Source organism: Salipiger sp. ABN3_019 (genome assembly GCF_056158605.1).
Genome location: NZ_JBSWTP010000009.1, coordinates 1,448,198 through 1,471,995 on the forward strand (window position 1 = coordinate 1,448,198; position 23,798 = coordinate 1,471,995).

Here is a 23,798-nt window from a genome sequence, read left to right on the forward strand (position 1 = left end):
AGGTAAGTCGGGCATGGCAGGCGGCAGATCGCGAAATGCGGTGATCGGAGCGGCTTTTTCCGCGATTCTCCTGGTCGGATGTTCGGCCCAGGAACAGCCCGGAATGGGTCCGGGCGGCGTCCCGATGGAGAACTTCACCGCCGAACAGATCTTCGAGCGCGGCGAATACGAAATGGACCGCAGCGACGCAGAGCGCGCCGCGTATTATTTCGGTGAAATCGAGCGTCTCTATCCTTATTCGGACTGGGCCAAGCGCGCCCTGATCATGCAGGCCTACGCCTATCACCGGGCGAAGGACTATGAGAACTCGCGCTCTTCGGCGCAGCGCTACATCGACTTCTACCCCAGCGACGAAGATGCCGCCTATGCTCAGTATCTGCTGGCGCTCTCCTATTACGACCAGATCGAGGAAGTGGGCCGCGATCAGGGGCTGACGTTCCAGGCGCTGCAGTCGCTGCGCACGGTGATCGAGCGCTATCCCGATACGGAATACGCGCGCTCTTCGATCCTCAAGTTCGACCTTGCCTTCGACCACCTCGCGGCGAAGGAAATGGAGATCGGGCGCTACTATCTCAAGCGTGAGAACTATGGCGCCGCGATCAGCCGTTTCCGCGTCGTGGTCGAGGATTTCCAGACCACCACGCATACCGCCGAGGCGCTGCACCGGCTGGTCGAGGCCTATCTGTCGCTGGGGCTGACGCAAGAAGCTCAGAGCGCAGGCGCGATCCTTGGCTACAACTACCGCGGCACGCCGTGGTACGAGGACAGCTACAAGCTGCTCACCGGGCGCGGGCTGGAACTGGAAGCGGCGGGCGACAGCTGGCTAGCACAGGTCTATCGTCAGATGGTCAAAGGGCAGTGGCTCTGAGGCTGTGGCTTTGGGGCTGCTAGCCCCTAGGGAGGACGGCGCGCCCGTCTGAATGGATGCTCCGAGCGCTTGAAATCCGCGATCTGCTCATCATCGACCGGCTGGACCTGAGTTTCCAGCCGGGGCTCAACGTGCTGACCGGCGAGACCGGCGCGGGCAAGTCAATTCTGCTCGACAGCCTCGGCTTTGTGCTGGGTTGGCGCGGGCGGGCCGAATTGGTGCGGGCCGGGGCCCAGCAGGGCGAGGTGACGGCGGTTTTCGAACTGGCCGAGGGCCATGCCGCGCGCGCGGTTCTGGAAGAGGCCGGTCTGCCGGTCTCGGGCGAGCTGATCCTGCGCCGGGTGAACACCGCCGACGGACGCAAGACCGGCTGGGTCAACGACCGCCGTGCCAGCGGCGAGGTGCTGCGGCGCCTGTCCGAGACGCTGGTTGAACTGCACGGCCAGCATGATGACCGCGGGCTACTCAACCCGTCGGGCCACCGCGATATTCTCGACAGCTATGCCGGGATCGGCGCTGAACTGGGGGCCGCCCGCGCCGCATGGATCGCGCAGCGGACCGCGCGCAAGGCGCTGAGCGATGCCGAGACCGCGCTCGAGGCGGTGCGCGCCGAGGAGGATTTCCTGCGCCACGCCACCGAGGAGCTGGACAAGCTGGCCCCGGAGGTCGGCGAAGAGGCCGAGCTCGACAGCCGCCGCCGCATGATGCAGGGCGCCGAGCGGGTGCGGGCCGATATTTCCCGCGCCAGTCAGGCGCTTGGCTATGAGGGTGCCGAGGGCGCCATGTCCGACGCGCTGCGCTGGCTGGAGGGTGCCTCGGAAGGTGCCGAGGGGCGGCTCGACGGCGCCATCGCCGCGCTGACCCGCGCGATGGCCGAGCTTGACGAGGCCTCGGGCGAGGTGGCCAGCACGCTCGACGCGCTGGAATTCGACCCGCGCACGCTGGAGGATACCGAAGAGCGGCTCTTCGCCATTCGCGGGCTCGCGCGCAAGCATCAGGTGCTGCCGGACGAGCTTGCCGGTCTGCGCGAGACGCTTTCGGCGCGGCTCTCGGCGCTCGACCATTCCGCCGAGGAGCTGGACGCGCTGAACGCCGAAGTTCGCCGGACGGAAAACGCCTATGACGCCGCCGCCACCGCGCTGAGCGAGGCGCGCAGCGCCGCCGCCGCGCGGCTCGACAAGGCCGTGGCCACGGAACTGGCACCGCTGAAGATGGAACGCGCGGTGTTCCGGACGGAAGTTTCCCGCGCCCCCGAAGGCCCCGAGGGCCGCGACGCTGTCGCCTTCACCGTCGCCACCAACCCCGGCGCGCCCTCCGGCCCGCTCAACAAGATCGCCTCTGGCGGCGAGCTGTCGCGGTTCCTGCTGGCGCTGAAAGTCTGCCTGTCGCAAGAGCAGGGCGGCGATGTGACGATGATCTTTGACGAGATCGACCGCGGCGTCGGCGGCGCCACCGCCGACGCGGTGGGGCGACGTCTCGCGGCGCTCGCCGCCGAGGGGCAGGTGCTCGTCGTCACCCATTCGCCGCAAGTCGCCGCGCTTGGCGCGCATCACTGGCGCGTGGCCAAACGGGTGGAGAATGACATCACCCTGTCGTCGGTCACCGCTCTGGCGGCGGATGAGCGCGAGGATGAGATCGCCCGCATGCTTTCGGGCGACACGGTCACCCCAGAGGCGCGGGCGGCAGCGCGGGCGCTGCTGATCGGCTGAGGCGCGCGCGGCGCTGCCGGATTTTGCGTATTTTTAAAGAGAAGAAGCAGGGGCCCGGCGCCTTTGCCCAACTCTTTGCGCGCAGGTCGTCCTTCTTCTCTTTCCAAATACGCACGGCCGACCTTAGCCGCGCGCGATGCGCCGGGGCAGGGCGCCGTGCCAAAGGAAAGGCCCGCCCGGGGATACCGGACGGGCCTTCTTTTTGTCGTGTCGCTTGGCTCAGCCCAGTTCGGCGAGGCGCGCCATGGCTTCTTTCAGCTTGGCCTCTTCCTCTTCGCGGGCGGCGAGGTTGTCGCGGGTTTCCTGCACCACCTCTTCCGGCGCGCTTTCGGCGAACTTGGGGTTCTTCAGACGGCCGCGCAGGCCTCCGAGTTCCTTGCCGAGCTTCTGCAGCGCCTTCTCGAGGCGGGCCTTTTCTTCGGCCACGTCGATGATCCCCGCCAGAGGAAGACCAAAGGTGCCGCCGCTGAGCGCCAGCGCGGCCGTGCCCTTGGGCATCTCCTCCACTTCGGTCAGCCCTTCGATGCGCGCGTAGCGCTTCACGAAAGCCTCGTTGGTCTCATAGGCGGCCTTGGCCTCAAGCGTCATGCCCTTGACCACGCAGGGCACATAGAGACCGGCGGGCACATGCATCTGCGCGCGCGCCGAGCGGATCGCCTCGATCATCCGGATCACCCAGTTGAGCTCGGCGTCGGCCTGCGCGTCGACCATCTCGGCGGCGCTATACGCGGGCCAGTCGGCGTGGATCAGCATCTTCGGCCGGTCGCGCTGCGCCCAGAGCTCTTCGGTGATGAAGGGCATGATCGGGTGCAGCAGGATCAGGCACTGGTCGAAGGCCCAGGCGTAGGTGGCGCGGGTTTCGGCCTTGGCGGCCTCGTCCTCGCCCTGGAACACCGGCTTGGTGAACTCGAGATACCAGTCGCAGAAGGTGCCCCAGACAAACCCATAGAGCGCCTGTGCCGCGTCGTTGAACCGATATTCCGCCAGCGCCGCGTCCACGGTTTCGCGGGTCTTGGCGATCTCGCCCTTGATCCAGCGGTTGAGCGGCAGGGTGGTCTCGGGCACGGCATCGCTGTGCGCCAGCTCGAACACGCCGTTCATCTGCGCGTAGGAGGCGGCGTTCCACAGTTTGGTGCCGAAGTTGCGGTAGCCGGCGATGCGCTGCTTGTCGAGCTTCAGCACGCCGCCCAGCGAGGCCATGGCGGCATTGGTGAAGCGCAGCGCGTCGGCGCCGAACTCGTCGATGATCTCCAGCGGGTCGACCACATTGCCGAGCGACTTGGACATTTTCTTGCCCTTGGCGTCGCGCACGAGCCCGTGCAGGTAGACGTCGTGGAAGGGGATCTCATCGACCACGGCGAGCTGCATCATCATCATCCGGGCGACCCAGAAGAACAGGATGTCCTGACCGGTGACCAGCACCGAGGTCGGGAAGTATTTCTGCAGCTCCGGCGTCTGCTCGGGCCAGCCGAGCGTGCCGATCGGCCACAGGCCCGACGAGAACCATGTGTCCAGAACGTCGGGATCGCGGAACACCGGGATCGCCTGCGGGCGGCGGCGCTGGTCGACACCGGTGAAATCGGTGCCCTGCTGCAGCAGCGCGGCGAGGTGATCCTCGGCGGCGGCGGCATCCTCGACGATCAGGAACTCGGCATCATCGCCGAAGACCGCCTTCATCTGCTCGATCGCCTCATCTTCCGAGGCGGCGCAGAACGAGCGCCATTCGTCGCCCATGCCCGGCGTGTGCCAGACCGGGATCTGGTGGCCCCACCACAGCTGGCGCGAGATGCACCAGGGCTCGATGTTTTCGAGCCAGTGGTAATAGGTCTTCTCGCCGCTCTCGGGCATGATCCGCACGCGGCCCTCGCGCACGGCGTCGAGCGCCGGGCCGACGATCTGCGCGGTGTCGACGAACCACTGATCGGTGAGCATCGGCTCGATCACCACTTTCGAGCGGTCGCCGAAGGGCTGCATGATCGGCTTGGCTTCGACCAGCGGCACCCATTGCTCGGGCTCATCCAGCGCCTCGCCGCCTTCCTCGGGGGCGGGCGGTGCCTTGGCCGCCGCCGCGCCGAGGCGCGGGTCGGTGGCCTCGGTCATCACCGCGAGACCTTCTTCGGTGATCTCGGCGATCACCGCCTCGCGGGCGGCGAAACGGTCGAGGCCGCGCAGGTGGTCGGGCACGAGGTTGAGCTTGTCGACCTCATGCTCGTCGAGCGACAGCTCGCCGCGGGCGACCTGCTGGGCGATCTCGGCGGCTTCGGCGTAGGGGTGGCCGTCCTCACGCATGGTCGCGCGGGTGTCCATCAGGCGATAGCAGGGGATGCCGCCGCGCTTGGCCACGCCGTAGTCGTTGAAGTCATGCGCGCCGGTGATCTTCACCGCGCCCGAGCCGAAGGTCGGGTCGGGATATTCATCCACGATGATCGGGATCAGGCGGCGGTGCTCTTTGGGCCCAACAGGGATCTCGCAGAGCTTGCCGACGATCGGTGCGTAACGCTCATCGGAAGGGTGCACCGCGACCGCGCCGTCACCCAGCATGGTCTCGGGGCGGGTGGTGGCGATGGAGATATAGTCACGCTCTTCGGTGAAGAGCACGTTCCCATCCTCGTCCTTCTCGACGTAGGTGTAGGTCTCGCCGCCCGCCAGCGGGTATTTGAAGTGCCACATGTGGCCGGGCACTTCGATGTTCTCGACCTCGAGGTCGGAAATCGCGGTCTCGAAATGCGGGTCCCAGTTCACCAGCCGCTTGCCGCGGTAGATCAGGCTCTTTTCGTACATATCGACGAAGACCTTGATCACCGCGTCGTGGAAGTTACCGTCCTCGCCCGCCGGGGCGCCCTCGGCGCCGGACATGGTGAAGGCGTTGCGCGACCAGTCGCAGGAGGCGCCGAGACGCTTGAGCTGGTTGATGATCGTGCCGCCAGACTGCTGCTTCCACTCCCAGACCTTCTCGAGGAAGGCCTCGCGGCCCATCTCGCGGCGGGTGGCGTTGTTCTTGTCCTTGGCCAGTTCGCGCTCGACGACCATCTGCGTGGCGATGCCCGCGTGGTCCTGCCCCGGCTGCCAGAGCGTGTCGAAGCCGCGCATCCGGTGCCAGCGCACGAGGATGTCCTGCAGCGTGTTGTTGAACGCGTGGCCCATGTGCAGCGAGCCGGTCACATTGGGCGGCGGGATCATGATGCTGAAGCTTTCATCGCGCGAGGCGTTGGCCCCGGCCTTGAAGGCTCCGCTGCTTTCCCATGCGTCGTAGATGCGCGCCTCGGCCTCGGCCGCGTTGAAGGTCTTTTCCATCGCCATGGCTGCGTTCCCATGCCTGCTTGTGCTGTTGTCCCGACCCTCCTACCCAAAGCCTTGGGAAAGGGAAAGCGCCCCGTGGCTTTGAGTGGCCCCGAGTGCCCTTGGCCGTGCCTTCGCGGGGGAAGCGCAGGGTGTGCGGGTGCGCCCTCAGCTGGCGGCGGCGGCGACCTCGGGGGCCACATGCCACGTGCCCGCACCGGGGCTGCAGAAGTCAGGCAGCGCGCCGGCCCCGTCCTCGCGCAGCAGCGCCTCGAGGAGCGGGTAGAGCTGTCCGCGGGCCTTGAGGGTCGCGGCGACGTTGTGGTTGTCCGACGGCACGGTGAAGCGGCGAATGTTCGGCGCTTTCGGGAAACGCTCGGCATGGGCCAGTTCGACCGGCAGGTCGGGGAAGATCAGCTCGTAGCGGCAAGCGCCGTCGAAGCTTCCCATCAAGGACGGTTGGCGCCACATGCTGATCTGCTCGGAATAGCGGGTCCAGCGGGTGTCGAACGGCGCGATCTCGGGGTGAACCGAATATTGCGGCGCCAGCGCGATACAGCGGGCGGCCCCCAGCGGGCGCGACATCTGCGCGGCCAGAAAGCCGCCCATGCTCAGCCCCAGCGTCGACACCTTGCGTCCTGCGCGATGCGGTGCGGTGAGCCGGGCCAGAAGCTCGGGGTCGAGCGCGTTGCCCCAGCTGCGGGTCTTGTCGAAGACGAAAAGCTGCGAACCCCAACCACCGGAGGAGAGCTTGCGGAACTCCTCGCTCTGCTGGTCGATGCCGGCAAGCCCATGGCCAACGCCCACGAAGGTCACAAGGCACTGCGGCCCGCTCCCCCTCGATACCACTGAACTTCATCGTCGCGTCGTCGTAGAGTATGGGGATCGCCGGATGATCAAGGATCGAGCCGGTCACCGGCAGCGCGCTTTGCTGTGTCTCTGTCGCGGTTTCGGCGGCAGCGGGCTTGGCTGCAGGCACGGCTTACTTAACGGCCACCACCTCCTGCTGCGCCTCGCGCTGCAGGTCCTCGAACCAGCCCTGGTTCTCTTCATACCCAAGCTGCTTTAGCACATCGTGCAGCACCGGAAAGCGGGTGAACTGGTCGATGATACGGGCGCGATGCTCGGGCTTGGCCCATTTGCGCTGGCGTTCGGTATCGACCTCGCGCACGCCGTTGAGCGCGCGCTGCAGGCGCTGGGGAATTTCGGCCTTGTGAAAATCGCTGAAGCGCCCGTCGAAGGTCAGCCCCAAACCCTCGGCCAGCATCTGCTGCACGGCCTCGGGGTCGCGCACGAGATCTTCGTATTTCAAAAAGAAGATGCCCTGCGGGAAAAGGCCCGATCCGCTGACGCGCATAGTGGCCTCATGCACCGGCAGAAAGCCGGGCGCGGTGAAGGCGGGCACGCGACCTTCGGGAACGAACCAGCAGTTGTCCGCAGCGACGAAGTAATCATCCGGGACCGCGCGGTGGCGGCTGGTCAGAATGTCACGCGGATCGCGCAGCATGCAGATCAGGTCGATCCGCTTGCGGCCCTGATTGGCGTGAAACAGCTTCGGTAGATCGAAGATGTCGAAGGGGCGCTTGGTGCACTGATTTCCGGGCAGGTGGATCACGCTGGCGGCAGGCACCTCGCGATCGAACATCCCGAAGCCCTGCAGCGTATTGCGCAGCATGTTGTAGAACAGGGTGCTGCCCGAGCGTCCCTGTCCTGCAATCACGAGAGTACGGTCCATTCCGCGGCCCTGTGGTAAGTGCCTGTCGGGTTGGTCTTGGGCGATCCGCCCGAAGGCGCGCGAGCAAGATGCGGGCAGAGCTCGCGCGTTCAATGAGCCGGCCAGCAGCGAAAGCTGATGCGACGGGTCTCGGGGCGCCATGCAAGCCGTTCCGGATGCAGCGCAAAATTTATAGCGAGGAAAAGAAAAACGGCGGTCTCAGGGAGGAGGAGAGAGACCGCCGTTTCCGTGTCACGAAAGCCCGAGGAGGAGGAGAAGAAGGGCTTCCGATCTGAGCGGACCCGCGAGGGTCCTATGGGGTGCGACGATCTCAGGGAGGAGGAGAGAGATCGCCGCTGCATCAAAGTCCCAGGGAGGAGGAGAGGGACTCCGAAGCTTCTGGACCGCATGCGGCCCTTTATGAGGTGCGGCGGTCTCAGGGAGGAGGAGAGAGACCGCCGCTGCATCGTTGCCCCAGGGAGGAGGAGAGGGGCTCCGAATAGGGTGGGCGCTGGGGCCCGGAAACTGGTGCGGCGATCTCAGGGAGGAGGAGAGAGATCGCCGCTGTATCGATGCCCCAGGGAGGAGGAGAGGGGCTGTCGATGTCTGGGGCCGGGCTATCGTCCGGTATCCCGTGTCTTTGTGGCGGTGACCTCAGGGAGGAGGAGAGAGGTCACCGCCGTAACGAACCGGCTCAGGGAGGAGGAGAGAGCCGGGACGTGTTCGAATTCTTACGCCTCGTAGGCGGCCTGATACGCGATCCGGCGGATCATCGAGCGGTGCAGCCCGAGATCGCTCAGTTCACGGTTGCTCAGCGAAGCCAGCTCGCTGAAGGTCTGTTTGTACAGGCGGCGGCGAGCGAGGGCGGTGCGGAGCGTGTCGAGGAGACCGCCGGTGCGGCCTTCGATGCGGGTGGTGTCGGTTGCGAATGCCATGTGCGTCTGTGCCCGTCTGGCTGAATGGTTGCGTCTGTCGTTTCTTGCCCCAATAGATGTGCCAATTGCTGCGGCTGCACAATCCCGCCCCGGTTCAATGCCGCTATGCGCAAAATGCATGGTGAAAACCACTTTGGAATGCGCATCTTCGCGGGGGAGTGCATAGAAATTAGGCGAGAAATGGACGCGCCTTGCGCGGAGCGCAAGATGACGAAAGGTCACCATGCGCTGAGGGAAAGGAAGTAACTATGACCCAATTGTCCGACGCTACCATGGCGTTGCTGAAAAGCTTCGATCTGCCCGGTGGCGGCAACCTCGTATCGCGGGACATGATTCGAGCGCTCAGCGTCGAAGGCGGCCATGTGCGCTTTGTCATCGAAGCGCCAAGCGCCGAGATCGCCCGCCAGATGGAAGGCTTCCGCGCGGTGGTCGAGGCGCAGGTGGCGCAATTGCCGGGGGCGGTCTCGGCGGCGGTGGTGCTCTCGGCCCCGACGCAGGCGCCGAAAGCGCCCTCGCTGAAGATGGGGGGCCACGCCAAACCGCAAGAGGGGCGCATGGCGCCGCCGGGGGTGAAGAAGCTGATCGCCATCGGCTCGGGCAAGGGCGGCGTGGGCAAATCCACCGTCTCGTCGAACCTCGCCGTGGCGCTGGCGCGCGCGGGCAAGAAGGTCGGCCTGCTGGATGCGGACATCCACGGCCCGTCGCAGCCGCGCATGTTCGGTGTCAGCAAGCGCCCGGCCTCGCCCGATGGCAAGACGATCATCCCGCTCGAGGCGCATGGCGTCACGCTCATGTCGATCGGCGTCATGCTGCCCGAGGACAAGGCGGTGGTCTGGCGCGGCCCGATGCTGATGGGCGCGCTGCAGCAAATGCTGATGCAGGTGGAGTGGGGCACGCTCGATGTGCTGCTCATCGACCTGCCGCCGGGCACCGGCGATGTGCAGCTCTCGCTGGGGCAGAAGTCGGAAGTGGATGGCGCCATCGTCGTCTCCACCCCGCAGGATGTGGCGCTGATCGACGCGAAGAAGGCGCTCGATGCGTTCGCCACGCTCAATGTGCCGGTGCTTGGGATGATCGAGAATATGTCGGTCTTCGTCTGCCCCGACTGCGGGCGCGAGAGCCATATCTTCGGCCAGGGCGGCGTCGCCGCGGAAGCGGCGCGGCTCAATCTGCCGGTGCTGGCGCAGCTGCCCATCGATCTCGACACCCGCCTCGCGGGCGACAGCGGCGCGCCGGTGGCACTGGGCGAGGGCGTGATGGCGCAGGCCTATGCAAAACTGGCGCAGGATCTGATCGACGCGGGCCAAGTCTGAGCCCCCGGTCCCGCTGCGGTCCCAAGCGCGGGGCGGCCCCAAACCGCCCCTTCTTCTCTTTGAAAATACGCCGGGGGAGTCGCGGCGCAGCCGCGGCGGGGGCAGCGCCCCCTCCTTCCCGGCCCCTCAGCCTGCCTTGCGCATCTGCAGCAGCAGATCGAGCACCAGCGCCGCGGGATCGACGTTCACCGCGCGGGCGTGGCGGGCGCGCTCTCCGGCGTCCTGCGCCAGCTGCGCCCAGGCCCGCCCGGCGCCCGGGTGCGGGGCGAGGCGCCGCAGCACCTCGGCCTCATTCGGCGCCGCCTCGGCGCGCGGCGGCATCCCGGTGACGCCGACACGGGCGAGCCGCGCCATCAGCCGGTCGGTCAGCGTCAGCATCAGATCGAGCCGCGCCTCGCGGCCCTTGCCCGCGGTGCTTTCGCCAAGCGCGATGGCGCGCGGGCGGTCGAGCCGGGGCAGGGTGCCCGCCAGCGACACCAGATCGGAATAGAGCTTCAGCCCGTCGAGGTTCAGCAGTCGCAGCGCCTCGCCCACCGAGCCCGCAGACAGTTCCGCCAGCGCCTCGGCTTCCTGCGGCGCCACCTGCGCCCCGGCCTGTTCGAGCGCGCGGGCCATATCCTCGGGCCCCAGCGGCGCCAGCCGCAGCTCGCGGCAGCGCGAGCGGATCGTCGGCAGCAGGCGCGAGGGCTGGTGGCTGATCATCAGCAGCACCGTATTGGCCGGCGGCTCTTCCAGCAGCTTGAGGATCGCATTGGCGGCGTTGGGGTTCATCTCGTCGGCGCTGTCGATGATCACCACCCGGCGCCCGCCATCGGCGGAGGAAAGCGAGAAGAAGCGTTTCAGCGCGCGCACCTCTTCAACGGTGATGATGCTGCGCAGCTTCTTGGTCTTGCTGTCCCAGCTGCGGCGCAGCAGGTGCAGGCGCGGCTCCGACAGCGCGTGGACGCGGTGCGCCACAGGGTGCTCTGGGTCGATCAGCAGATCACGCGGCGGTGGCGGCGCGCCGAAGAGCCCGTCCTCCTCCTGCTCGGGCGTCGCCAGCAGAAAGCGCGCGATTGTCCATGCCAGCGTCGCCTTGCCAAGCCCGCGCGGCCCGGTGATCAGCCAGCCATGGTGCAGCCGGCCCGAGGTGAATGCGGTTAGAAAATCCGCCTGCGCGCGATCCTGCCCGAACAGGCGGAAGGTCTCGCGCGGGTGCGGCGCGCCCTCGACGCGATCCGCCTCGGGGATATCCTCCTCGGCGCTCATGCGGAGAGATACGGCTCAAGTCGCGCGCGGATGTCGGCGGCAACATCCTCCTGCGCCCGGTTGCCGTCGATGACGATGAAACGCTCGGGGAACTCTTTGGCCAATGCCAGATAACCTGCGCGCATACGCTCTTGCAGTTCGACGCCGAAATCCTCGAAGCGTTCCTCTTCGGTGGCGCGAGCCTTGGCGCGGGCGAGCCCGGCGGCGGGATCCATGTCGATCAGGAAAGTGAGATCGGGCTCGGTGCCGATCATCAGCGTGTGCAGCGCGTCCACCTTACTGCGCAGATCGCCGCGCGACAGGCCCTGATACATGCGGCTGCTGTCGGCGAAACGGTCGCAGATCACCAGCTTGCCTGCGCCGAGGGCAGGGCGGATCAGACGCTCCAGATGATCGCGGCGCGCGGCGGTGAAAAGCAGCAGCTCGGTCTCGGCGGACCAACGGTCGGGATCGCCCTGCAGCACCAGCGCGCGGATCTCTTCGGCACCGGGCGAGCCGCCGGGCTCGCGGGTGAGAACCGCCTCGCGACCAGCACCAAGAAGCGCGGCATGTAAAAGCCGCGCCTGCGTGGATTTGCCCGAGCCGTCGATGCCCTCGAAGCTGATGAAGAGGCCGGACCTTGCGGTCTCGGCACCATTGCTGCCGGTCACATCGCCTCCGCGGTGGTGGCGGGGGCCTGCAGACGCCCGATCAGATTGGTGCTGACCACCATCATGCGTTTGACGAAGCCGCCCGAGGGCACGTCTTCGGCGGCAAACAGCGGCACCCGGTGCTCGGGCAGACCTTCGGGCGTGATGATCAGCTCGGCGAGCTGCTGGCCCGCGGTGATCGGCGCCTGCAGCGGGCCGGTATAGACCACCTCGGCCCCAAGCTCGGTGCCCGGGGTCACGGGGATCAGCATTTCGATGTCGTCACGCGCCACCAGCCCGACGCTTTCCTGCGCGCCGAGGAACACGTCGGCGCGGGCCACTTCCTTGCCCTTCTCGATCAGTTTGCGTTCGGCGAACTGGCGAAAGGCCCAGTTGACGATCGACTCGCTCTCTTCGGCGCGGGCGCGCTCGCTGTCGAGCCCGGCAATGGCAAAGATCACCCGGCGGTCGCCCTGTTTGGCCGAGCCGACGAGGCCATAGCCCGCTTCTTGCGTGTGGCCGGTCTTGAGACCATCGGCGCCGATGTCGAGGCGCAGCAGCGGGTTGCGGTTGTGCACGTTCTGCGGCGCGCGGCCATCGAACTCGAAACGCCGCTCCGCGAAGATCGGGTAGAATTCGGGGAAGTCTTCGATGATGTGCCGCGCCAGCAGTACCAGATCACGCATCGACATGACGTGACCGTCGGCGGGCCAGCCCGAGGCATTGGCGAAATGCGAGCTGGTCATGCCCAGCTGTTGCGCGCGGCGGGTCATCAGATCGGCGAAACCGGCCTCGGTGCCATTCGGCGAGAGTGCCTCGGCGATCACCGCGCAGGCGTCATTGCCCGACAGCACGATGATGCCGCGCAGCAGGTCCTCGACCTTCACCCGGTCGGTGGTGTCGAGGAACATGGTCGAGCCGCCATAGGACATGGCATGCGACGATACCGGCAGGGTCTCGTCGAGCTTGAGCCGCCCGTCACGGATCGCCTCGAAGGCCATATAGAGCGTCATCAGTTTGGACATCGACGCCGGGGGTACCGATTTGTCCGCATCCTTGGCCATCAGCACGGTGCCGGTGGTGTAATCCAGCACAAAGGCGGTGCGGGCGCTGGTGTCAAACGCCTGCGCGCTGGTGGCGAGCAGCGCCGCCGTGGCGGCCCCGGCCAGCAGGCGACGCAGGGAAAGGCTCGAAAGGGGGCTCGTCGGGCGGCGCATGGGCGGCTCCTGTGCTTTGGCTCCGGTCTGGTCGTCGGATCGTCTGGTCAGTTCTTCACGGCGTAGGCATCCGAGAAACCGGTGCCCTTGATCTTGGTCAGCAGCGCATCAAGCTCGGCCTTGTCCTGCGCCGGGCCAACCAGCACGCGCCAGAAGGTCTTGCCCGAGCTGCTCTGCTTCTTGACCGTCGGCACCATGCCCGCCTGACGCATCGCGGTGGCGGTGTTCTCGGCGTTCTGCTCGATGCTGAAGATGCCGATCTGCACATAGGGGCGCGACAGCGAGGAGGCGGGCTTGGGCGCGGGTGCGGGCGCCGGGCTCGCGGCCTCGGTCGGCGCGGCGGTTGCGGCAGGGGCGGCGGCTGGCGCGGCTGCGGGCGCGGCCTCGATGGCTGCGGCTGCGCCGGCGGTCACCGGATCAAGCGTGGCTTCCTCGACCTCGGGCGTTTCCGACAGCGTGCTCGCTTCGACGCCGGCGGGGCCGGTGCCTTCCTCGGGCTGAGCGGGGCCTTCTTCGCGGCGCAGCGCCACCACGTTGAGGTTCACCGGCTCGCCCGCCAGCATGCCGATGGCGGCGGCGGCGTCGGACGACACCTGCAGGCGCGGGCCGGGGCTCATGCGTTCACGGCGGAACAGCGCGCCGATCACGAACTGGCCGTTCTTTTCGTTGCGGATGATCACCCGCTCGGGCTCGGTGACATCGGGATGCGCGACCCAGACACCGCCCAGCGAGGGGCGACCGTCCCAGAGGCCCGCCTCGGTGGTCTGAAAGACCTCAGGCGCCTCAATGTCACGCTCGACGGTGGCGGAGGTGCCAGAGGCTTCGGCGCCGCCGCTGCCCTCGGACTTGAGGAAGCCGGGCATCTGCGCGTCGCTGCAGGCGCTCAGGGCGACGGTGCCGAGCAGGGCCGCAAGGCTTGCCCAGCCCATGCCCCGGCTTGCACGCGATGTCGCGCCCGCTTTCGCCGGTTTCATGCTGTCATTATTAAGGATGCCGGTATTTATGCTGCCGGTGTTCCAACCCGCGGCCATCGGCCGCGCTGCATTGGCCTTACTCATAGGTGCCCCCTGTCGTCCCGCCTGTGTCGTCCGCCTGGCCGGTGGCGTCTGTCGCGCCTTGCCGGTGTCCCGTCGCCGGATGTCCCTTCGATATGCCGGAGGCCGTTCGATCACCGCCGCAAAGGCCCGGAGGGCGTCTGCCTTCGTGCCCGGAAAGGGCGGCTCGGGCGCAGCGGAGGCGAACCGGGCCATCCCGGTTTTCGCCGGATCGTAACGGGTGGCTGTGATCAAGAAAAGCCTTCAAAGCCGTGATCGGCGGATTTTCCCGGAAAGCCTGTTCTAGAATTGCGCAAGGCACGCTAGGTCGGTCGAACCGGAGGTTTGGCAGAGTGGTCGAATGCGGCGGTCTTGAAAACCGTTGGGCGTGAGAGCGTCCCCAGGGTTCGAATCCCTGAGCCTCCGCCATTTCACAAGATTTGGCAGCGTCGGTCGGCAATTTCCTCCCTATTGGTCAGGGCCGGGAGCTTGCGCGGGAGCTTTATGAGATGCGCTATCTCTTCGCGCATCCCCATTGGCTGGATGGCGCGGCGTTTGAGGCGGCGGTGCCGGAGTTCGTCAAGGCGCCCTTCAGCGAGGGTGTCGCCTCCCATCTGCCGGGCAGGTCCTGAGTAGGGCCGCGCCGCCGTGGGGGACGGCGGCGCGTAGGGCGGGGTCAGGCCTTGCCGCGCAGCATCTCTTCGACCAGCCGCTGCACCTGCAGCGCTTCGTGTGGGGTGGCCAGCCGGTGCGGCTTGCCCGCGACGCAGAGCAGCAGATCGTCAAGCTGCGCTCGCAGCGCCACGGCGCGCGGATCGGCAGGGGCGGGCGCAACCGGGGTGAAACCCGCGCCGGTGGAGACGGCTTCATCCGAGAAGTTCGAGACGCGATGGCTGGCCGCGCTGCCCTTCACGGTGAATTCCTGCCGGTCCTCCTGCGCGCCGCCGACGCTGGCGAGGATAGAGACGGGCAGCCCGCCTGCGTTTTCCAGACGCGCAAGCAGCGCGGTCTCGCAGAGCGCGGGATCGGCGGGGTAGGAGGGGCGTGCCCAGACCACCGACAGCGGGCCGAGGATGCGCTGGCTGAAGAACAGGAAATGCGACAGCACTTCGCGGGTCATGCCGCCCTCGTCGCGGAACCGCAGCCAGTCCGCCGCCGTCTGCCAGGCGCGCGGCCAAGCGGCATAGGTGACCACCATGTCGACGCCCACCAGATCGCCCATCTTGCCCGTTTGCGCGGCGGCGCAGATATTGGCCAGGGCCTCGCCAGCGGCCTGCGTGAAGTTCACCGCCGCGGGCACCCCGCTGGCCTCGAGCTTGGTGACGAGATCCTCGCTCGCGGGCACATCGACGCCGAGCGGCTTTTCAAGGAACACCGCCTGTCCCGCATCGGCGGCGGCGAGCGCATAGGCCATGCGCGGCACCGGCGGGCAGGCGAGATAGACCAGATCGGCACCTGCCATGGCCTCTTCGGCGGTGGCCGCGACGGTAACATCGGGGGCCATTTGCCGCGCCGCGTCACTGGCCTCGGCGGAGGGATCCCACATGGCGCTGACGGTATAGCCCTCGTGCAGCTGCATATGCTCGAGCATGCGCCGCCCCATGATCCCGAGGCCGATGATCGCCGTTTTCACTGCCATGGTGCTGTCCTTCTTCTGTGCGTGGCTGCCGTGCCGGTCCACCTTGGGCGGCGGCGTCTCTACCTCGCACGGGGATTCGGCCATGGGTAGGGGAGATCGGCGCATGACCAAGCGTCCGCCGCTCTGGCGATGCGGCACAAGTCATCGCCTCGGAACGAAATTTCAGGGCTGCGCGTCGTCCTCTGCCGCGTCGTCTGCATGGGTGTATTTGCGCCCGAAGGCGGTCAGCGCGCCGCGCAGACCGCGGCCCGCGCGGGACGTTTCCTTGAGGACGCCGCTGGTCTTGCCCTCGATGCGCAGGCGGTTGCGCTGGGTGTCGAGCGCCGGGCCGAGCAGGCTTTCGATGCGGGCGCGCAGCCGGTCGACGTTCCAGTCGGGTTCGGTGAGCACGACCGGGATGGTGTTGGCGGTGACGCGGGCGTCGGCGATGTCGGATTGCACCGCCATAACCACCTCTGTCACGCGCTCCATCGCCTGATCGTCCAGATGCCCCTCGGGCACGGGCCAGACGCTGAGCAGTTCATCAACGCAGGAGATCGCCACGACCACCGGGGGCATGCGCCGCCGCGGATCGCCGGAGACAAGGGCACGCAACTCGGCGATGGTGGCGCGGTCGATCTCGCGCGCGGGGCGGTTGGCGCGCACGGTCCAGATGATCAGATCGGCGCGCGCCAGTTCCGCAGCGACCTTGCTGGCCAGCTTGGCGGAGCCGTCGAGGCCGGGCATGTCGAGCAGCATGGTCTCGACCCCGTCGAATTCGGTGGGGTAGGTGCGGGCCTCGTCGGTGGTGGGGATCACATCGACCTCCGCCAGATCGCTGCCCATGAGCGCGTTGATCAGGCTCGACTTTCCCGCGCTGATCTGCCCGGCGACGGCGATGCGCAGCGGCATGTCGCTGGCGGCGAGGCGGGCGCGGTCGAGCTCGCTGGAGGCAAGCCCCAGATCGAGCAGTTCGGAATCCGAGAACTTGAGCCGCCCCGAGTAGAGCTCCACCGCCGCCGCCGCGACCTCTTCGAGCAGCAAGGCCTGCAGGATCGCGGTGCCCTCGCTGGTGACAAAGGACGAATGGCCCTCAGCGATGACCCCTTCGATCTCGCGCAGGATGGCGGTGGGCAGGGATTTGACCGCGCGGATCACCCGCCACGCGTTCCAGCCGTGCTTTTTCACCTTCATCGCCACATCGCGCCGGTCCCACAGCCAAAGCAGCGTGCCGACCGAGATGCTGTCGGAGAAGGGCACCTTGTCGCGGATGTCGGACCGCAGCCGCACCGCCACCCGGTCGATCAGCAAAAGCGCCTCGGGGACGGTGAAATCGAGCACGCCGCGCTCGCCCTTGCCCGAGGCGGCGGCGACGCGCTCGACCACCTCCTGCGCGATTGGCTGCAGATCGGCCCAGGGCAGGGCGGCAGAGGTCTTTTCGGCGATGAAGCCCTGCGCAGCCTTGAAGGCGGTGATCTCGCGCTCGCTCCACGACGGGTCGATCCTTGCATGCAGCTGATCGGGGCGGGGCGTGTCCTCGGCACCCTTGGAGCGCAGCCAGATGCGGATCAGTCGGATCGCCGCCACCAGCCCGCCCAGAGAGATCGAGGCGACGATAAACTCGATCAGCCAGCCGTGCTCGATCATCCACGCAAAGCCCGCGATCATCGCGGCGACAAAGGGCAGGGCCAGCGCCGCGACGGCGAGGAACCGGTCCCAGCGCAGCAGGGCGGGGCGCAGGCGCTCAGTCAGCTTCATCCGAAGACCTCTTGAACGCGCGCTGGTAGACCTTGCGCAGTTCCTCCTCGCTCGGCGGGCTGTCCTGCGCGGTGCGGAAAAGGAAATAGGCCGCCGCTCGGCCAAGCGCATAGGTGGTGGCAAAGCTGATCGCCCCGGCGGTGGCAGAACCGACGGTCTGGCCATAAACCGGGATCAGTTTTGCCAGCTCTCGCAGGCCGAAATTGGCGGCATAGCGCGCGCCGACGCTCAACCCCATGGTGCTGAGGAAGGCGGCACCAATCTTGCGGTCCCATTTCACCCCATAGCGCAAGCCCAGTTCGTGCAGCATCTTCATCTGGGTGACCGGCACCGCCACCATGCCCACAACCGGTGCGATGTCGCTGGTCAGCGCGACGCCCGCGTAGGAGAGCACGCAGCGCTTGTGCTTCTGGAACTCCAACTGCTCGGCATCGCTGGCGCGGGTCTTTTCCAGCAGCAGCCCGGCGGCGGGCAGCGCGTCGAGCAGATGATGCCGCAGCGCGTCGAGCCCGACGGTGTCGGTGGTCTCATTCGGGGCCAGCGACAGGCTCACACGCGGCAACTCGCGCCGGGCGGCGCGGGTCATCTGTGCGGCGATGGTGCGCTCGGCGCGCTCGCACGCCTCCGGGTCGGGGATAAGGTCTTTGCCGGTCAGCACGAGGATGGCGCGCATGTCCTTGTCGTGCGCAGCGATGTCGCCCAGAGCATCGGCCACCACGCCCTGCACCGGATCGTCGAGCCGGCACAGCACCAGCAGCACGTGGCTGCGGTTGCGGCAGGCCGCCAGATCGTCGGCGGGATCATAGCCCGCCTCGCCAAGACCGCGGGTGTCCAGAAACCGCACCAGAGGATCTTCGGGCGGGAAGTCGTAGCTGTGCGCAGAGCGCGTGCAGGGCTGGAAGCCATTGCCGATCTCGGCGTCCGATTGCTCGGTCAGGGCGCGCACCAGCGAGGATTTCCCGGCGGCCGTCTTGCCCAGCAGCCAGACCACGGGAAGCACGCGGTCCTTGCTCTGGTCTTTGGTCTGGCCTGTCGAGCGCCTGAGTATCTTGTTCAGCATCTTCCGTCCGTTCCGCGGCTCACCCGTTCCGCCTGCAAACGCAGGTTCCGCCAAAACGCCGCGCGGTTCAACATGGCGCTGCGGTGGCGGCCCCTTGGGCACGGCGCACCGGGCGTGCGGCTTATGCCTTTGGCGGGGCAAGGCCCTTTTTCCCTCCCTCCAAGATAGGTCGCGCGCCGCGCAGGCAAATTCCGCCCCGCTGCGCGGCAGATGGGGCGGACAGCCCCGTAACCCTGCGGCAGCCACGGGCAGGACCCTCAAGAAACTCTTGAGACGATTGGATTCGCGGGTAATTCTACTCATGGGAGAACGAGGGAGGAACTCTATGAAACTCAGAGCCGCGACGCTGGCGCTGCTGGCCAGTGCGTCCTATTGCTATGCCGATCAGACCGCCGAGGAGTGCAGCGCCCTGCGCGACACGGTGTTTCCGGGCGGATATGTCACCTCGGCGCGGGTGCAAAGCCCGGAGGGGCTGCCGCAATACTGCGAGGTGCGCGCCACCGCGCTGCCCGCGATCTCGATCGAGGTGCGGCTGCCGCTCTCGGGCTGGAACGGCAAGTTCTATCAGGCCGGCTGCGGCGGGTTCTGCGGCATCTTGGGCCGCGCCGATGGCGGCGAGTCCTGGGTCAACGCCATGCGTCCGGGGCTGGAGCGCGGCTATGCCACCGCCACCTCCGACAGTGGCCACTTCGCGCTGTCGGTCACCGAGGCCACATGGGCGCAGGACAACCCGAATGCCGAGCGCGACTGGGGCTGGCGGTCGATCGGCGAGACCAACCGCGTGGCGCAGGTGATGATCGACGCCTTCTATGGCGCCCCCTCGACGCAGGCGATCTTCCAGGGCTGCTCCACCGGCGGGCGCATGGCGCATGTGGCGGCGCAGCGCTATCCCGAGATGTTCGACGGCATCATCTCGGGCGCTCCGGCGATGGATTACACCGGGCTGGTGGGCACGGCGATGTCATGGGTGCTGCAGGCCAATACCGCGGCGGACGGCAGCCAGATCCTCGGGCCCGACGAGGCCGCGAAGATCGGTGAGGCGGTGCTGCAGCAATGCGACTCGACCGATGGTGCCGAGGATGGGCTGATCGCCGACCCGCGGGCCTGCGAGGTGGATTATTCCGGCCTTGGCCTTACCGAGCCGCAGCTTGAGACGCTGGCGAAATGGCGGCAGGGGCCGCGCGATGCGGCGGGTGAGCAGCTTTATCCCGGCGGCATTCCCGAAGGATCCGAGCCGTTCTGGTGGCTCTGGCTCACCGGCAACGCGGAGGGCGCGGGCAAGCTGGTCTCTGGCTTTGCGGGCGGCTTCACCCGGCATATGGCCTTTGCCGACGATCCCGGCACGGAGTATTCGCCGCTGGAGTTCGATTTCGAGGCAGACCCGCTGCGCATGACCGAGGCCGCGGCCGTCTACAATGGCGACAGCCCCGATCTGTCGGCCTTCCGCGAGGCAGGCGGCAAGATGATCGTCTATCACGGCTGGGCCGACGCCATCGTGACGCCTTACAAGACCGTCGAATGGTATGAGGCGGCCTCGGACGCGGCGGGCGGCGAGGCGACGCTGGCCGAGAGCGTGAAGCTCTTCATGGTGCCGGGGCTCGACCATTGCGGCATTCTGCCGGGGCCGGACGGGCTGAACTGGTCCTCGCTCGACCCGATGTCGCCGCTTGAGGCGTGGCTAAACGACGGCACCGCGCCCGATACGATCATGGCGCCGAAAGTCGAGTAAATGCTTGTGCCGCCCGCCGTGGCCCTTTGGTCTCGGCGGGCGGTCTTTTACCGGTTTGGGCGCCAGGATCGTATCGGGCGCCGGATGGGGTCAGTCTGCGCAGCTCTGCGCCGGTGCGACGGGCAGGGCGCAGGCCTTGGTGTCGCCGCCACAGCAGTCTTCGAGCAGGAACTGCACCAGCGCATCCACCGTACCAAAGTTCGGCGCGTAGAGGATTTCCTTCTGCCGCCGCGTCGCGGTGACCAGCCCCGCCCGTTTCAGGATCGAGAGGTGCCCCGAGAGGGTCGAGGGTTTGGCTTCCAGCCGCCGCGCGATCTCCAGCGCAGGCACGCCCTTTGGCCCGTCGCGCACCAACAGCCGGAACACCGCAAGGCGGGTTTCATGGGCAAGTGCGGCAAATGCGTCGATGGCGGCGTCTTGTTTCATATTTCGTCAATGCCCGAAATGACGAAGCTTGACAAGCGGCAGGTGTGTCCGTACCTCGATACTCAATTCGGAAATTCCCGAAATGAGGGCTGGGATGATAGCGACGCCGATAGCAACTGAGGTGGATTTCGATGCGCCGGGCAAGCAGCAGGGCTACCTGCGTGTCCCGCATTCGGTGCATCGCTCGGCCTATGGTTGGCTGCCCATTCCGATCACGGTGCTCCGCAACGGGGACGGACCGACGCTGGTGATCACCGCAGGCGTCCATGGCGATGAATACGAAGGTCAGATCGCGGTCGCCGAATTGGCGCGCGACCTGCAGCCCGAGGACATCCGGGGTCGTCTGATCCTTCTGCCGATGCTCAACTTTCCCGCCGCCGAGGCGGGCACACGGGTCTCGCCGCTCGATGGTGGCAATCTCAACAGGCTGTTTCCGGGGGACCCAAAGGGCAGCCCCAGTGAGATCATTGCCCATTGGCACGAGGAGGTGCTGATGCCGCTGGCCGACTATGCGGTCGATCTGCATTCCGGGGGCTCTTCGCTGCTCTATCCGGCAACCCTGCTGCGCGGGCCGGCGCATAGCCTGGAGGAGGCCGAGGCGCTGGCGCAGCTGCAGGAGGCCTTTGATCTGCCCTATGCCTGGGTCTTCACCTCCGGCGGTGGGCGCGACAGCACGGCAAGGACTGCCATGGGCGCCGCGAACCGAAAGGGTGTCGTCAACGTCATGGCAGAACTGGGCGGCGCTGGCGTGGTGACCCCTGACGTGCTGGCGCTCACCCGGCGGGGCCTGCGGCGCATCCTGCACAGCCTTGGCATGCTTCCGGGATACACAAAGGATGCGGCGCGGGGCACGCGCGAGCTCAATGCACTGGGCTCGGTCTACGCCTATGAGCCGGGCCTCTTCGAGCCGCTGAAAGACATCGGCGCGTCAGTCGCCGAAGGCGAGACAATCGCCCATATTCATCACCCAGAGACGCCGGGGCGCATGCCCACCGAGGTGGTCTCGCCTTTCACGGGGCTGGTGCTTTGCCTGCGGGCCATGGCGCAGGTGCGGCGGGGCGACGCGCTCTATCAGATCGCCAAGGAGGCCACGTCTGCATGAGAGTGCCGTTCACGCTTGAGGATGTCCGCCGCGCTGCCGAAGGGCTGAAGGACGTCGCGCTCCGCACGCCCGTGCTCGAGAACCCGGATGTGAACGCCATGCTGGGCGGGCGGCTCTTGCTCAAATGCGAGAACCTGCAGCGCACCGGTGCGTTCAAAATCCGCGGCGCCTATACCCGCATGCGGGGCCTCTCAGCCGAAGAAAGGGCGCGCGGCGCGGTGAGCTATTCCTCTGGCAACCACGCGCTCGGGCTCGCCAAGGCGGCGCAGCTGCTGGAGTCTTCGGCGGTCATCGTCATGCCCTCAGACGCGCCGCGCGCCAAGATCGACGCGGTGCGGGCCATGGGCGCCGAGATTGTGACCTACGACCGCGACACCGAAGCCAGCGCCGATGTGGTCGCGCGCGTGGTGGAACAGAGCGGACGGATCGAGGTACCTCCGAGCGCGCATCCACAGGTGCTGGCGGGGGCTGCGACCGCGGCGCTGGAGCTGTCGGAGCAGGCTGGGCCGCTTGATGCCGTGGTGATCCCTTGCGGTGGCGGCGGGCTGACAGCGGCCACCGCCGGTGTCATGGCCGAGGCGGCCCCGGGTTGCGCGGTCTATGCCGCCGAACCGATGCTCTTTGATGACACCAAACGCTCGCTCGAGGCGGGCGAACGTCTGGCCAATCCGGTCGGGCGCCGCACCATCTGCGACGCGATCATGACGCCGATCCCGGGCGCGCTGACCTTTGCCATCAATCGCGAACTGCTCGCGGGAGGCGTCACCGCTACCGACGATGAGGTGCGGGCCGCCATGCGCTTTGCCTTCACCCATTTCCGCATCGTCGCGGAGCCGGGCGCTGTGGTCGGTCTTGCGGCGATCCTGGCCGGGCGGGTGCCGGTCCAGGGGCGCTCTATTGCCACGGTCATCACCGGCGGCAACATTGACGCGCAGCGCTATGCCGCGCTGCTCGGGGAGGACCCGCTGGATGTATGATTTCGACACAGAGATCGACCGCCGCGCCGTGCCAGCGCTGAAGACCCATCGCATCGTGCTGGGCGAGGATGGCGCCAACCTCTTCCCGGGCGGCGTCGCCGACATGGATTTCCCTGCCGCGCCCTGCGTGCAGCGAGCCATCGCCGAACGTGCGGCGCATGGCATCTTTGGTTACGAGGCAGTCCCCGAGGGGTTGATGCCCGCGCTGACCGGCTGGCTGGCGCGCCGGCGCGGCTGGCATGTCGACCCCGCCCATATTCTGCGGGCACCGAATGTGCTCAATGCGCTGGCGATGGCTGTGAACGCCTTCACCGATCCCGGTGACGGCATTCTGATCCAACCGCCGGTCTTTTTCGATTTCGCCGACATCATCCGCGAAAACGGCAGGCGCATCGTCGAGAACCCGCTGCTGCTGCAAGGCGGGCGCTACGAGATGGATTTCGATGGTCTCGAAGCGGCCGCGCGTGATCCGGGCACGAAGCTGCTGCTTCTGTGCAACCCGCACAACCCGGTGGGACGTGTCTGGACCCGCGCCGAGCTGACCCGGCTGGGCGATATATGCCGCAGGCACGGCGTGCTGGTCGTCTCCGACGAAATCCATGCCGACATCACTTTGCCGGGGCATGGCTACATACCTTTCGCCTCCCTGTCCGAAGCGGATGCCGCGAACAGCGTCACCTGCCTGTCGCCCGCCAAGAGCTTCAATCTCGCCGCATGTTGCTCGGCCTTCACCGTGGTGCCCGACGCGGCGCGGCGCCGTGCGCTGCAGGCCGCCAATTCGGCGCTGACGGTGAACAAGAACAATGCCTTCGCCAATGTCGCCATGGAGGCGGCGTGGCGCGAGGGAGATGACTGGTTGGATGCGGCGCTGGATTATATCGCGGGAAACCTCGCGCTGGTGCGCGGCGCACTCGCGGGCAGCCCGGTCAAGCTGATCGAGCCCGAGGGCACCTTCCTGCTCTGGCTGGACTTCCGCGCGCTGGGGCTTTCGCCCGAGGCGTTGCACCTGTGGCTGCGACGGGAGGCTGGCTGGGCGATCACCCGCGGCGTCTCCTTCGGGCCGCAGGGCGCGGGCTTTGGCCGCCTGAACATCGCCTGCCCAAGACCAAGACTGTCACGGGCGCTGAAAAACCTGCGCCGCGCGCTGGCGCAGCGCGACATATCGACCAAAGAGAGCTGAGA

20 protein-coding genes and 1 tRNA gene are annotated in these 23,798 nt (G+C 67.2%); 9 read left to right on the forward strand and 12 right to left on the reverse strand.

The window, feature by feature from the left end; genetic code table 11:
• Nucleotides 1–13 precede the first annotated feature (13 nt).
• On the forward strand, nucleotides 14–868 hold the full coding sequence (locus ACXAD2_RS15180; RefSeq protein ID WP_066105267.1) for an outer membrane protein assembly factor BamD: 855 nt from the start codon (nucleotides 14–16) through the stop codon (nucleotides 866–868).
• A gap of 56 nt (nucleotides 869–924) precedes the next feature.
• The gene (gene recN, locus ACXAD2_RS15185) at nucleotides 925–2,577 is read left to right on the forward strand and encodes a DNA repair protein RecN (RefSeq protein ID WP_475171626.1); all 1,653 of its coding nucleotides are present in this window, start codon (nucleotides 925–927) and stop codon (nucleotides 2,575–2,577) included.
• Nucleotides 2,578–2,796: 219 nt separating this feature from the next.
• Here recN and ACXAD2_RS15190 read toward each other — a convergent pair whose 3' ends face one another.
• The 4 genes from ACXAD2_RS15190 to ACXAD2_RS15205 all read right to left on the reverse strand — a co-directional run bounded on the left by ACXAD2_RS15190 (nucleotide 2,797) and on the right by ACXAD2_RS15205 (nucleotide 8,505).
• Nucleotides 2,797–5,877 carry a valine--tRNA ligase gene (locus ACXAD2_RS15190; protein WP_475171627.1) on the reverse strand — a complete coding sequence of 1,027 codons (3,081 nt, stop codon included), beginning with the start codon at nucleotides 5,875–5,877 and terminating at the stop codon, nucleotides 2,797–2,799.
• A gap of 147 nt (nucleotides 5,878–6,024) precedes the next feature.
• The gene (locus tag ACXAD2_RS15195; protein ID WP_475171630.1) at nucleotides 6,025–6,672 is read right to left on the reverse strand and encodes a hypothetical protein; all 648 of its coding nucleotides are present in this window, start codon (nucleotides 6,670–6,672) and stop codon (nucleotides 6,025–6,027) included.
• Between the two features lie 166 nt (nucleotides 6,673–6,838).
• Complete coding sequence (locus ACXAD2_RS15200; protein ID WP_475171632.1) at nucleotides 6,839–7,591, reverse strand: hypothetical protein; 753 nt, start codon at nucleotides 7,589–7,591, stop codon at nucleotides 6,839–6,841.
• 710 nt (nucleotides 7,592–8,301) lie between these two features.
• Entirely contained in the window at nucleotides 8,302–8,505 is a 204-nt protein-coding gene (locus ACXAD2_RS15205; RefSeq protein ID WP_066105278.1) for a DUF1127 domain-containing protein, read from the reverse strand.
• 248 nt (nucleotides 8,506–8,753) lie between these two features.
• On the opposite strand from ACXAD2_RS15205, the gene ACXAD2_RS15210 reads away from it, so the two are divergent.
• A complete protein-coding gene (locus tag ACXAD2_RS15210) occupies nucleotides 8,754–9,818 on the forward strand; it encodes an Mrp/NBP35 family ATP-binding protein (RefSeq protein ID WP_475171634.1) in 1,065 nt (354 codons plus the stop codon).
• Between the two features lie 126 nt (nucleotides 9,819–9,944).
• On the opposite strand, the gene ACXAD2_RS15215 is transcribed toward ACXAD2_RS15210, so the two are convergent.
• The 4 genes from ACXAD2_RS15215 to ACXAD2_RS15230 are packed head-to-tail and all read right to left on the reverse strand — an operon-like array spanning nucleotide 9,945 to nucleotide 13,841.
• The gene (locus ACXAD2_RS15215; RefSeq protein ID WP_066105285.1) at nucleotides 9,945–11,066 is read right to left on the reverse strand and encodes a DNA polymerase III subunit delta'; all 1,122 of its coding nucleotides are present in this window, start codon (nucleotides 11,064–11,066) and stop codon (nucleotides 9,945–9,947) included.
• Nucleotides 11,063–11,716: a dTMP kinase gene (gene tmk, locus ACXAD2_RS15220; protein ID WP_475171636.1), complete on the reverse strand. Its 654-nt coding sequence runs from the start codon at nucleotides 11,714–11,716 to the stop codon at nucleotides 11,063–11,065. Before tmk ends, ACXAD2_RS15215 begins: the two co-directional genes overlap by 4 nt.
• On the reverse strand, nucleotides 11,713–12,912 hold the full coding sequence (locus ACXAD2_RS15225) for a D-alanyl-D-alanine carboxypeptidase family protein (protein ID WP_066105295.1): 1,200 nt from the start codon (nucleotides 12,910–12,912) through the stop codon (nucleotides 11,713–11,715). The genes tmk and ACXAD2_RS15225 overlap by 4 nt, the downstream gene beginning before the upstream one ends.
• A gap of 47 nt (nucleotides 12,913–12,959) precedes the next feature.
• Nucleotides 12,960–13,841: an SPOR domain-containing protein gene (locus ACXAD2_RS15230; protein WP_475174896.1), complete on the reverse strand. Its 882-nt coding sequence runs from the start codon at nucleotides 13,839–13,841 to the stop codon at nucleotides 12,960–12,962.
• Between the two features lie 444 nt (nucleotides 13,842–14,285).
• Here ACXAD2_RS15230 and ACXAD2_RS15235 point away from each other — a divergent pair.
• Together ACXAD2_RS15235 and ACXAD2_RS15240 are read left to right on the forward strand one after the other, a co-directional pair.
• Nucleotides 14,286–14,375 (forward strand) — tRNA-Ser (locus ACXAD2_RS15235).
• 80 nt (nucleotides 14,376–14,455) lie between these two features.
• Entirely contained in the window at nucleotides 14,456–14,578 is a 123-nt protein-coding gene (locus ACXAD2_RS15240; RefSeq protein WP_475171638.1) for a hypothetical protein, read from the forward strand.
• A gap of 44 nt (nucleotides 14,579–14,622) precedes the next feature.
• Here the strand turns inward: ACXAD2_RS15240 and ACXAD2_RS15245 are convergent, their stop codons facing one another.
• From ACXAD2_RS15245 to ACXAD2_RS15255, 3 genes are all read right to left on the reverse strand, one after another.
• Nucleotides 14,623–15,585, reverse strand: coding sequence for a Gfo/Idh/MocA family protein (locus ACXAD2_RS15245; RefSeq protein WP_475171640.1), 963 nt, complete (start codon nucleotides 15,583–15,585; stop codon nucleotides 14,623–14,625).
• Between the two features lie 162 nt (nucleotides 15,586–15,747).
• Complete coding sequence (locus ACXAD2_RS15250; protein ID WP_475171641.1) at nucleotides 15,748–17,322, reverse strand: GTPase family protein; 1,575 nt, start codon at nucleotides 17,320–17,322, stop codon at nucleotides 15,748–15,750.
• Nucleotides 17,309–18,382, reverse strand: coding sequence for a YcjF family protein (locus ACXAD2_RS15255; RefSeq protein WP_475171642.1), 1,074 nt, complete (start codon nucleotides 18,380–18,382; stop codon nucleotides 17,309–17,311). Before ACXAD2_RS15255 ends, ACXAD2_RS15250 begins: the two co-directional genes overlap by 14 nt.
• Nucleotides 18,383–18,707: 325 nt before the next feature.
• On the opposite strand from ACXAD2_RS15255, the gene ACXAD2_RS15260 reads away from it, so the two are divergent.
• Nucleotides 18,708–20,111 (forward strand): tannase/feruloyl esterase family alpha/beta hydrolase, encoded by a 1,404-nt coding sequence (locus ACXAD2_RS15260; protein WP_475171643.1) that lies wholly within the window; start codon nucleotides 18,708–18,710, stop codon nucleotides 20,109–20,111.
• A 90-nt stretch (nucleotides 20,112–20,201) separates the two neighbouring features.
• On the opposite strand, the gene ACXAD2_RS15265 is transcribed toward ACXAD2_RS15260, so the two are convergent.
• Nucleotides 20,202–20,537: an ArsR/SmtB family transcription factor gene (locus ACXAD2_RS15265; protein ID WP_475171644.1), complete on the reverse strand. Its 336-nt coding sequence runs from the start codon at nucleotides 20,535–20,537 to the stop codon at nucleotides 20,202–20,204.
• A gap of 94 nt (nucleotides 20,538–20,631) precedes the next feature.
• Between ACXAD2_RS15265 and ACXAD2_RS15270 the strand changes: the two genes are divergently transcribed.
• Genes ACXAD2_RS15270 through ACXAD2_RS15280 form a run of 3 tightly spaced genes read left to right on the forward strand, consistent with a single transcriptional unit; the run spans nucleotide 20,632 to nucleotide 23,796 of the window.
• On the forward strand, nucleotides 20,632–21,639 hold the full coding sequence (locus ACXAD2_RS15270) for a succinylglutamate desuccinylase/aspartoacylase family protein (protein WP_475171646.1): 1,008 nt from the start codon (nucleotides 20,632–20,634) through the stop codon (nucleotides 21,637–21,639).
• Nucleotides 21,636–22,616, forward strand: a complete 981-nt coding sequence (locus ACXAD2_RS15275) for a threonine ammonia-lyase (protein ID WP_475171647.1) — start codon at nucleotides 21,636–21,638, stop codon at nucleotides 22,614–22,616. Before ACXAD2_RS15270 ends, ACXAD2_RS15275 begins: the two co-directional genes overlap by 4 nt.
• Complete coding sequence (locus ACXAD2_RS15280) at nucleotides 22,609–23,796, forward strand: MalY/PatB family protein (RefSeq protein ID WP_475171649.1); 1,188 nt, start codon at nucleotides 22,609–22,611, stop codon at nucleotides 23,794–23,796. Before ACXAD2_RS15275 ends, ACXAD2_RS15280 begins: the two co-directional genes overlap by 8 nt.
• Nucleotides 23,797–23,798: the final 2 nt, after the last annotated feature.

Bases quoted from the DNA above. Each gene is read 5' to 3' on its own strand.
- ACXAD2_RS15180 (WP_066105267.1), top strand. From the start codon at position 14: ATGGCAGGCGGCAGATCGCGAAATGCGGTGATCGGAGCGGCTTTTTCC.
- recN (WP_475171626.1), top strand. From the start codon at position 925: ATGCTCCGAGCGCTTGAAATCCGCGATCTGCTCATCATCGACCGGCTG.
- ACXAD2_RS15190 (WP_475171627.1), bottom strand. From the start codon at position 5,877: ATGGCGATGGAAAAGACCTTCAACGCGGCCGAGGCCGAGGCGCGCATC.
- ACXAD2_RS15200 (WP_475171632.1), bottom strand. From the start codon at position 7,591: ATGGACCGTACTCTCGTGATTGCAGGACAGGGACGCTCGGGCAGCACC.
- ACXAD2_RS15205 (WP_066105278.1), bottom strand. From the start codon at position 8,505: ATGGCATTCGCAACCGACACCACCCGCATCGAAGGCCGCACCGGCGGT.
- ACXAD2_RS15210 (WP_475171634.1), top strand. From the start codon at position 8,754: ATGACCCAATTGTCCGACGCTACCATGGCGTTGCTGAAAAGCTTCGAT.
- ACXAD2_RS15215 (WP_066105285.1), bottom strand. From the start codon at position 11,066: ATGAGCGCCGAGGAGGATATCCCCGAGGCGGATCGCGTCGAGGGCGCG.
- ACXAD2_RS15225 (WP_066105295.1), bottom strand. From the start codon at position 12,912: ATGCGCCGCCCGACGAGCCCCCTTTCGAGCCTTTCCCTGCGTCGCCTG.
- ACXAD2_RS15230 (WP_475174896.1), bottom strand. From the start codon at position 13,841: ATGGGCTGGGCAAGCCTTGCGGCCCTGCTCGGCACCGTCGCCCTGAGC.
- ACXAD2_RS15240 (WP_475171638.1), top strand. From the start codon at position 14,456: ATGCGCTATCTCTTCGCGCATCCCCATTGGCTGGATGGCGCGGCGTTT.
- ACXAD2_RS15245 (WP_475171640.1), bottom strand. From the start codon at position 15,585: ATGGCAGTGAAAACGGCGATCATCGGCCTCGGGATCATGGGGCGGCGC.
- ACXAD2_RS15250 (WP_475171641.1), bottom strand. From the start codon at position 17,322: ATGAAGCTGACTGAGCGCCTGCGCCCCGCCCTGCTGCGCTGGGACCGG.
- ACXAD2_RS15255 (WP_475171642.1), bottom strand. From the start codon at position 18,382: ATGCTGAACAAGATACTCAGGCGCTCGACAGGCCAGACCAAAGACCAG.
- ACXAD2_RS15260 (WP_475171643.1), top strand. From the start codon at position 18,708: ATGAAACTCAGAGCCGCGACGCTGGCGCTGCTGGCCAGTGCGTCCTAT.
- ACXAD2_RS15265 (WP_475171644.1), bottom strand. From the start codon at position 20,537: ATGAAACAAGACGCCGCCATCGACGCATTTGCCGCACTTGCCCATGAA.
- ACXAD2_RS15270 (WP_475171646.1), top strand. From the start codon at position 20,632: ATGATAGCGACGCCGATAGCAACTGAGGTGGATTTCGATGCGCCGGGC.
- ACXAD2_RS15275 (WP_475171647.1), top strand. From the start codon at position 21,636: ATGAGAGTGCCGTTCACGCTTGAGGATGTCCGCCGCGCTGCCGAAGGG.
- ACXAD2_RS15280 (WP_475171649.1), top strand. From the start codon at position 22,609: ATGTATGATTTCGACACAGAGATCGACCGCCGCGCCGTGCCAGCGCTG.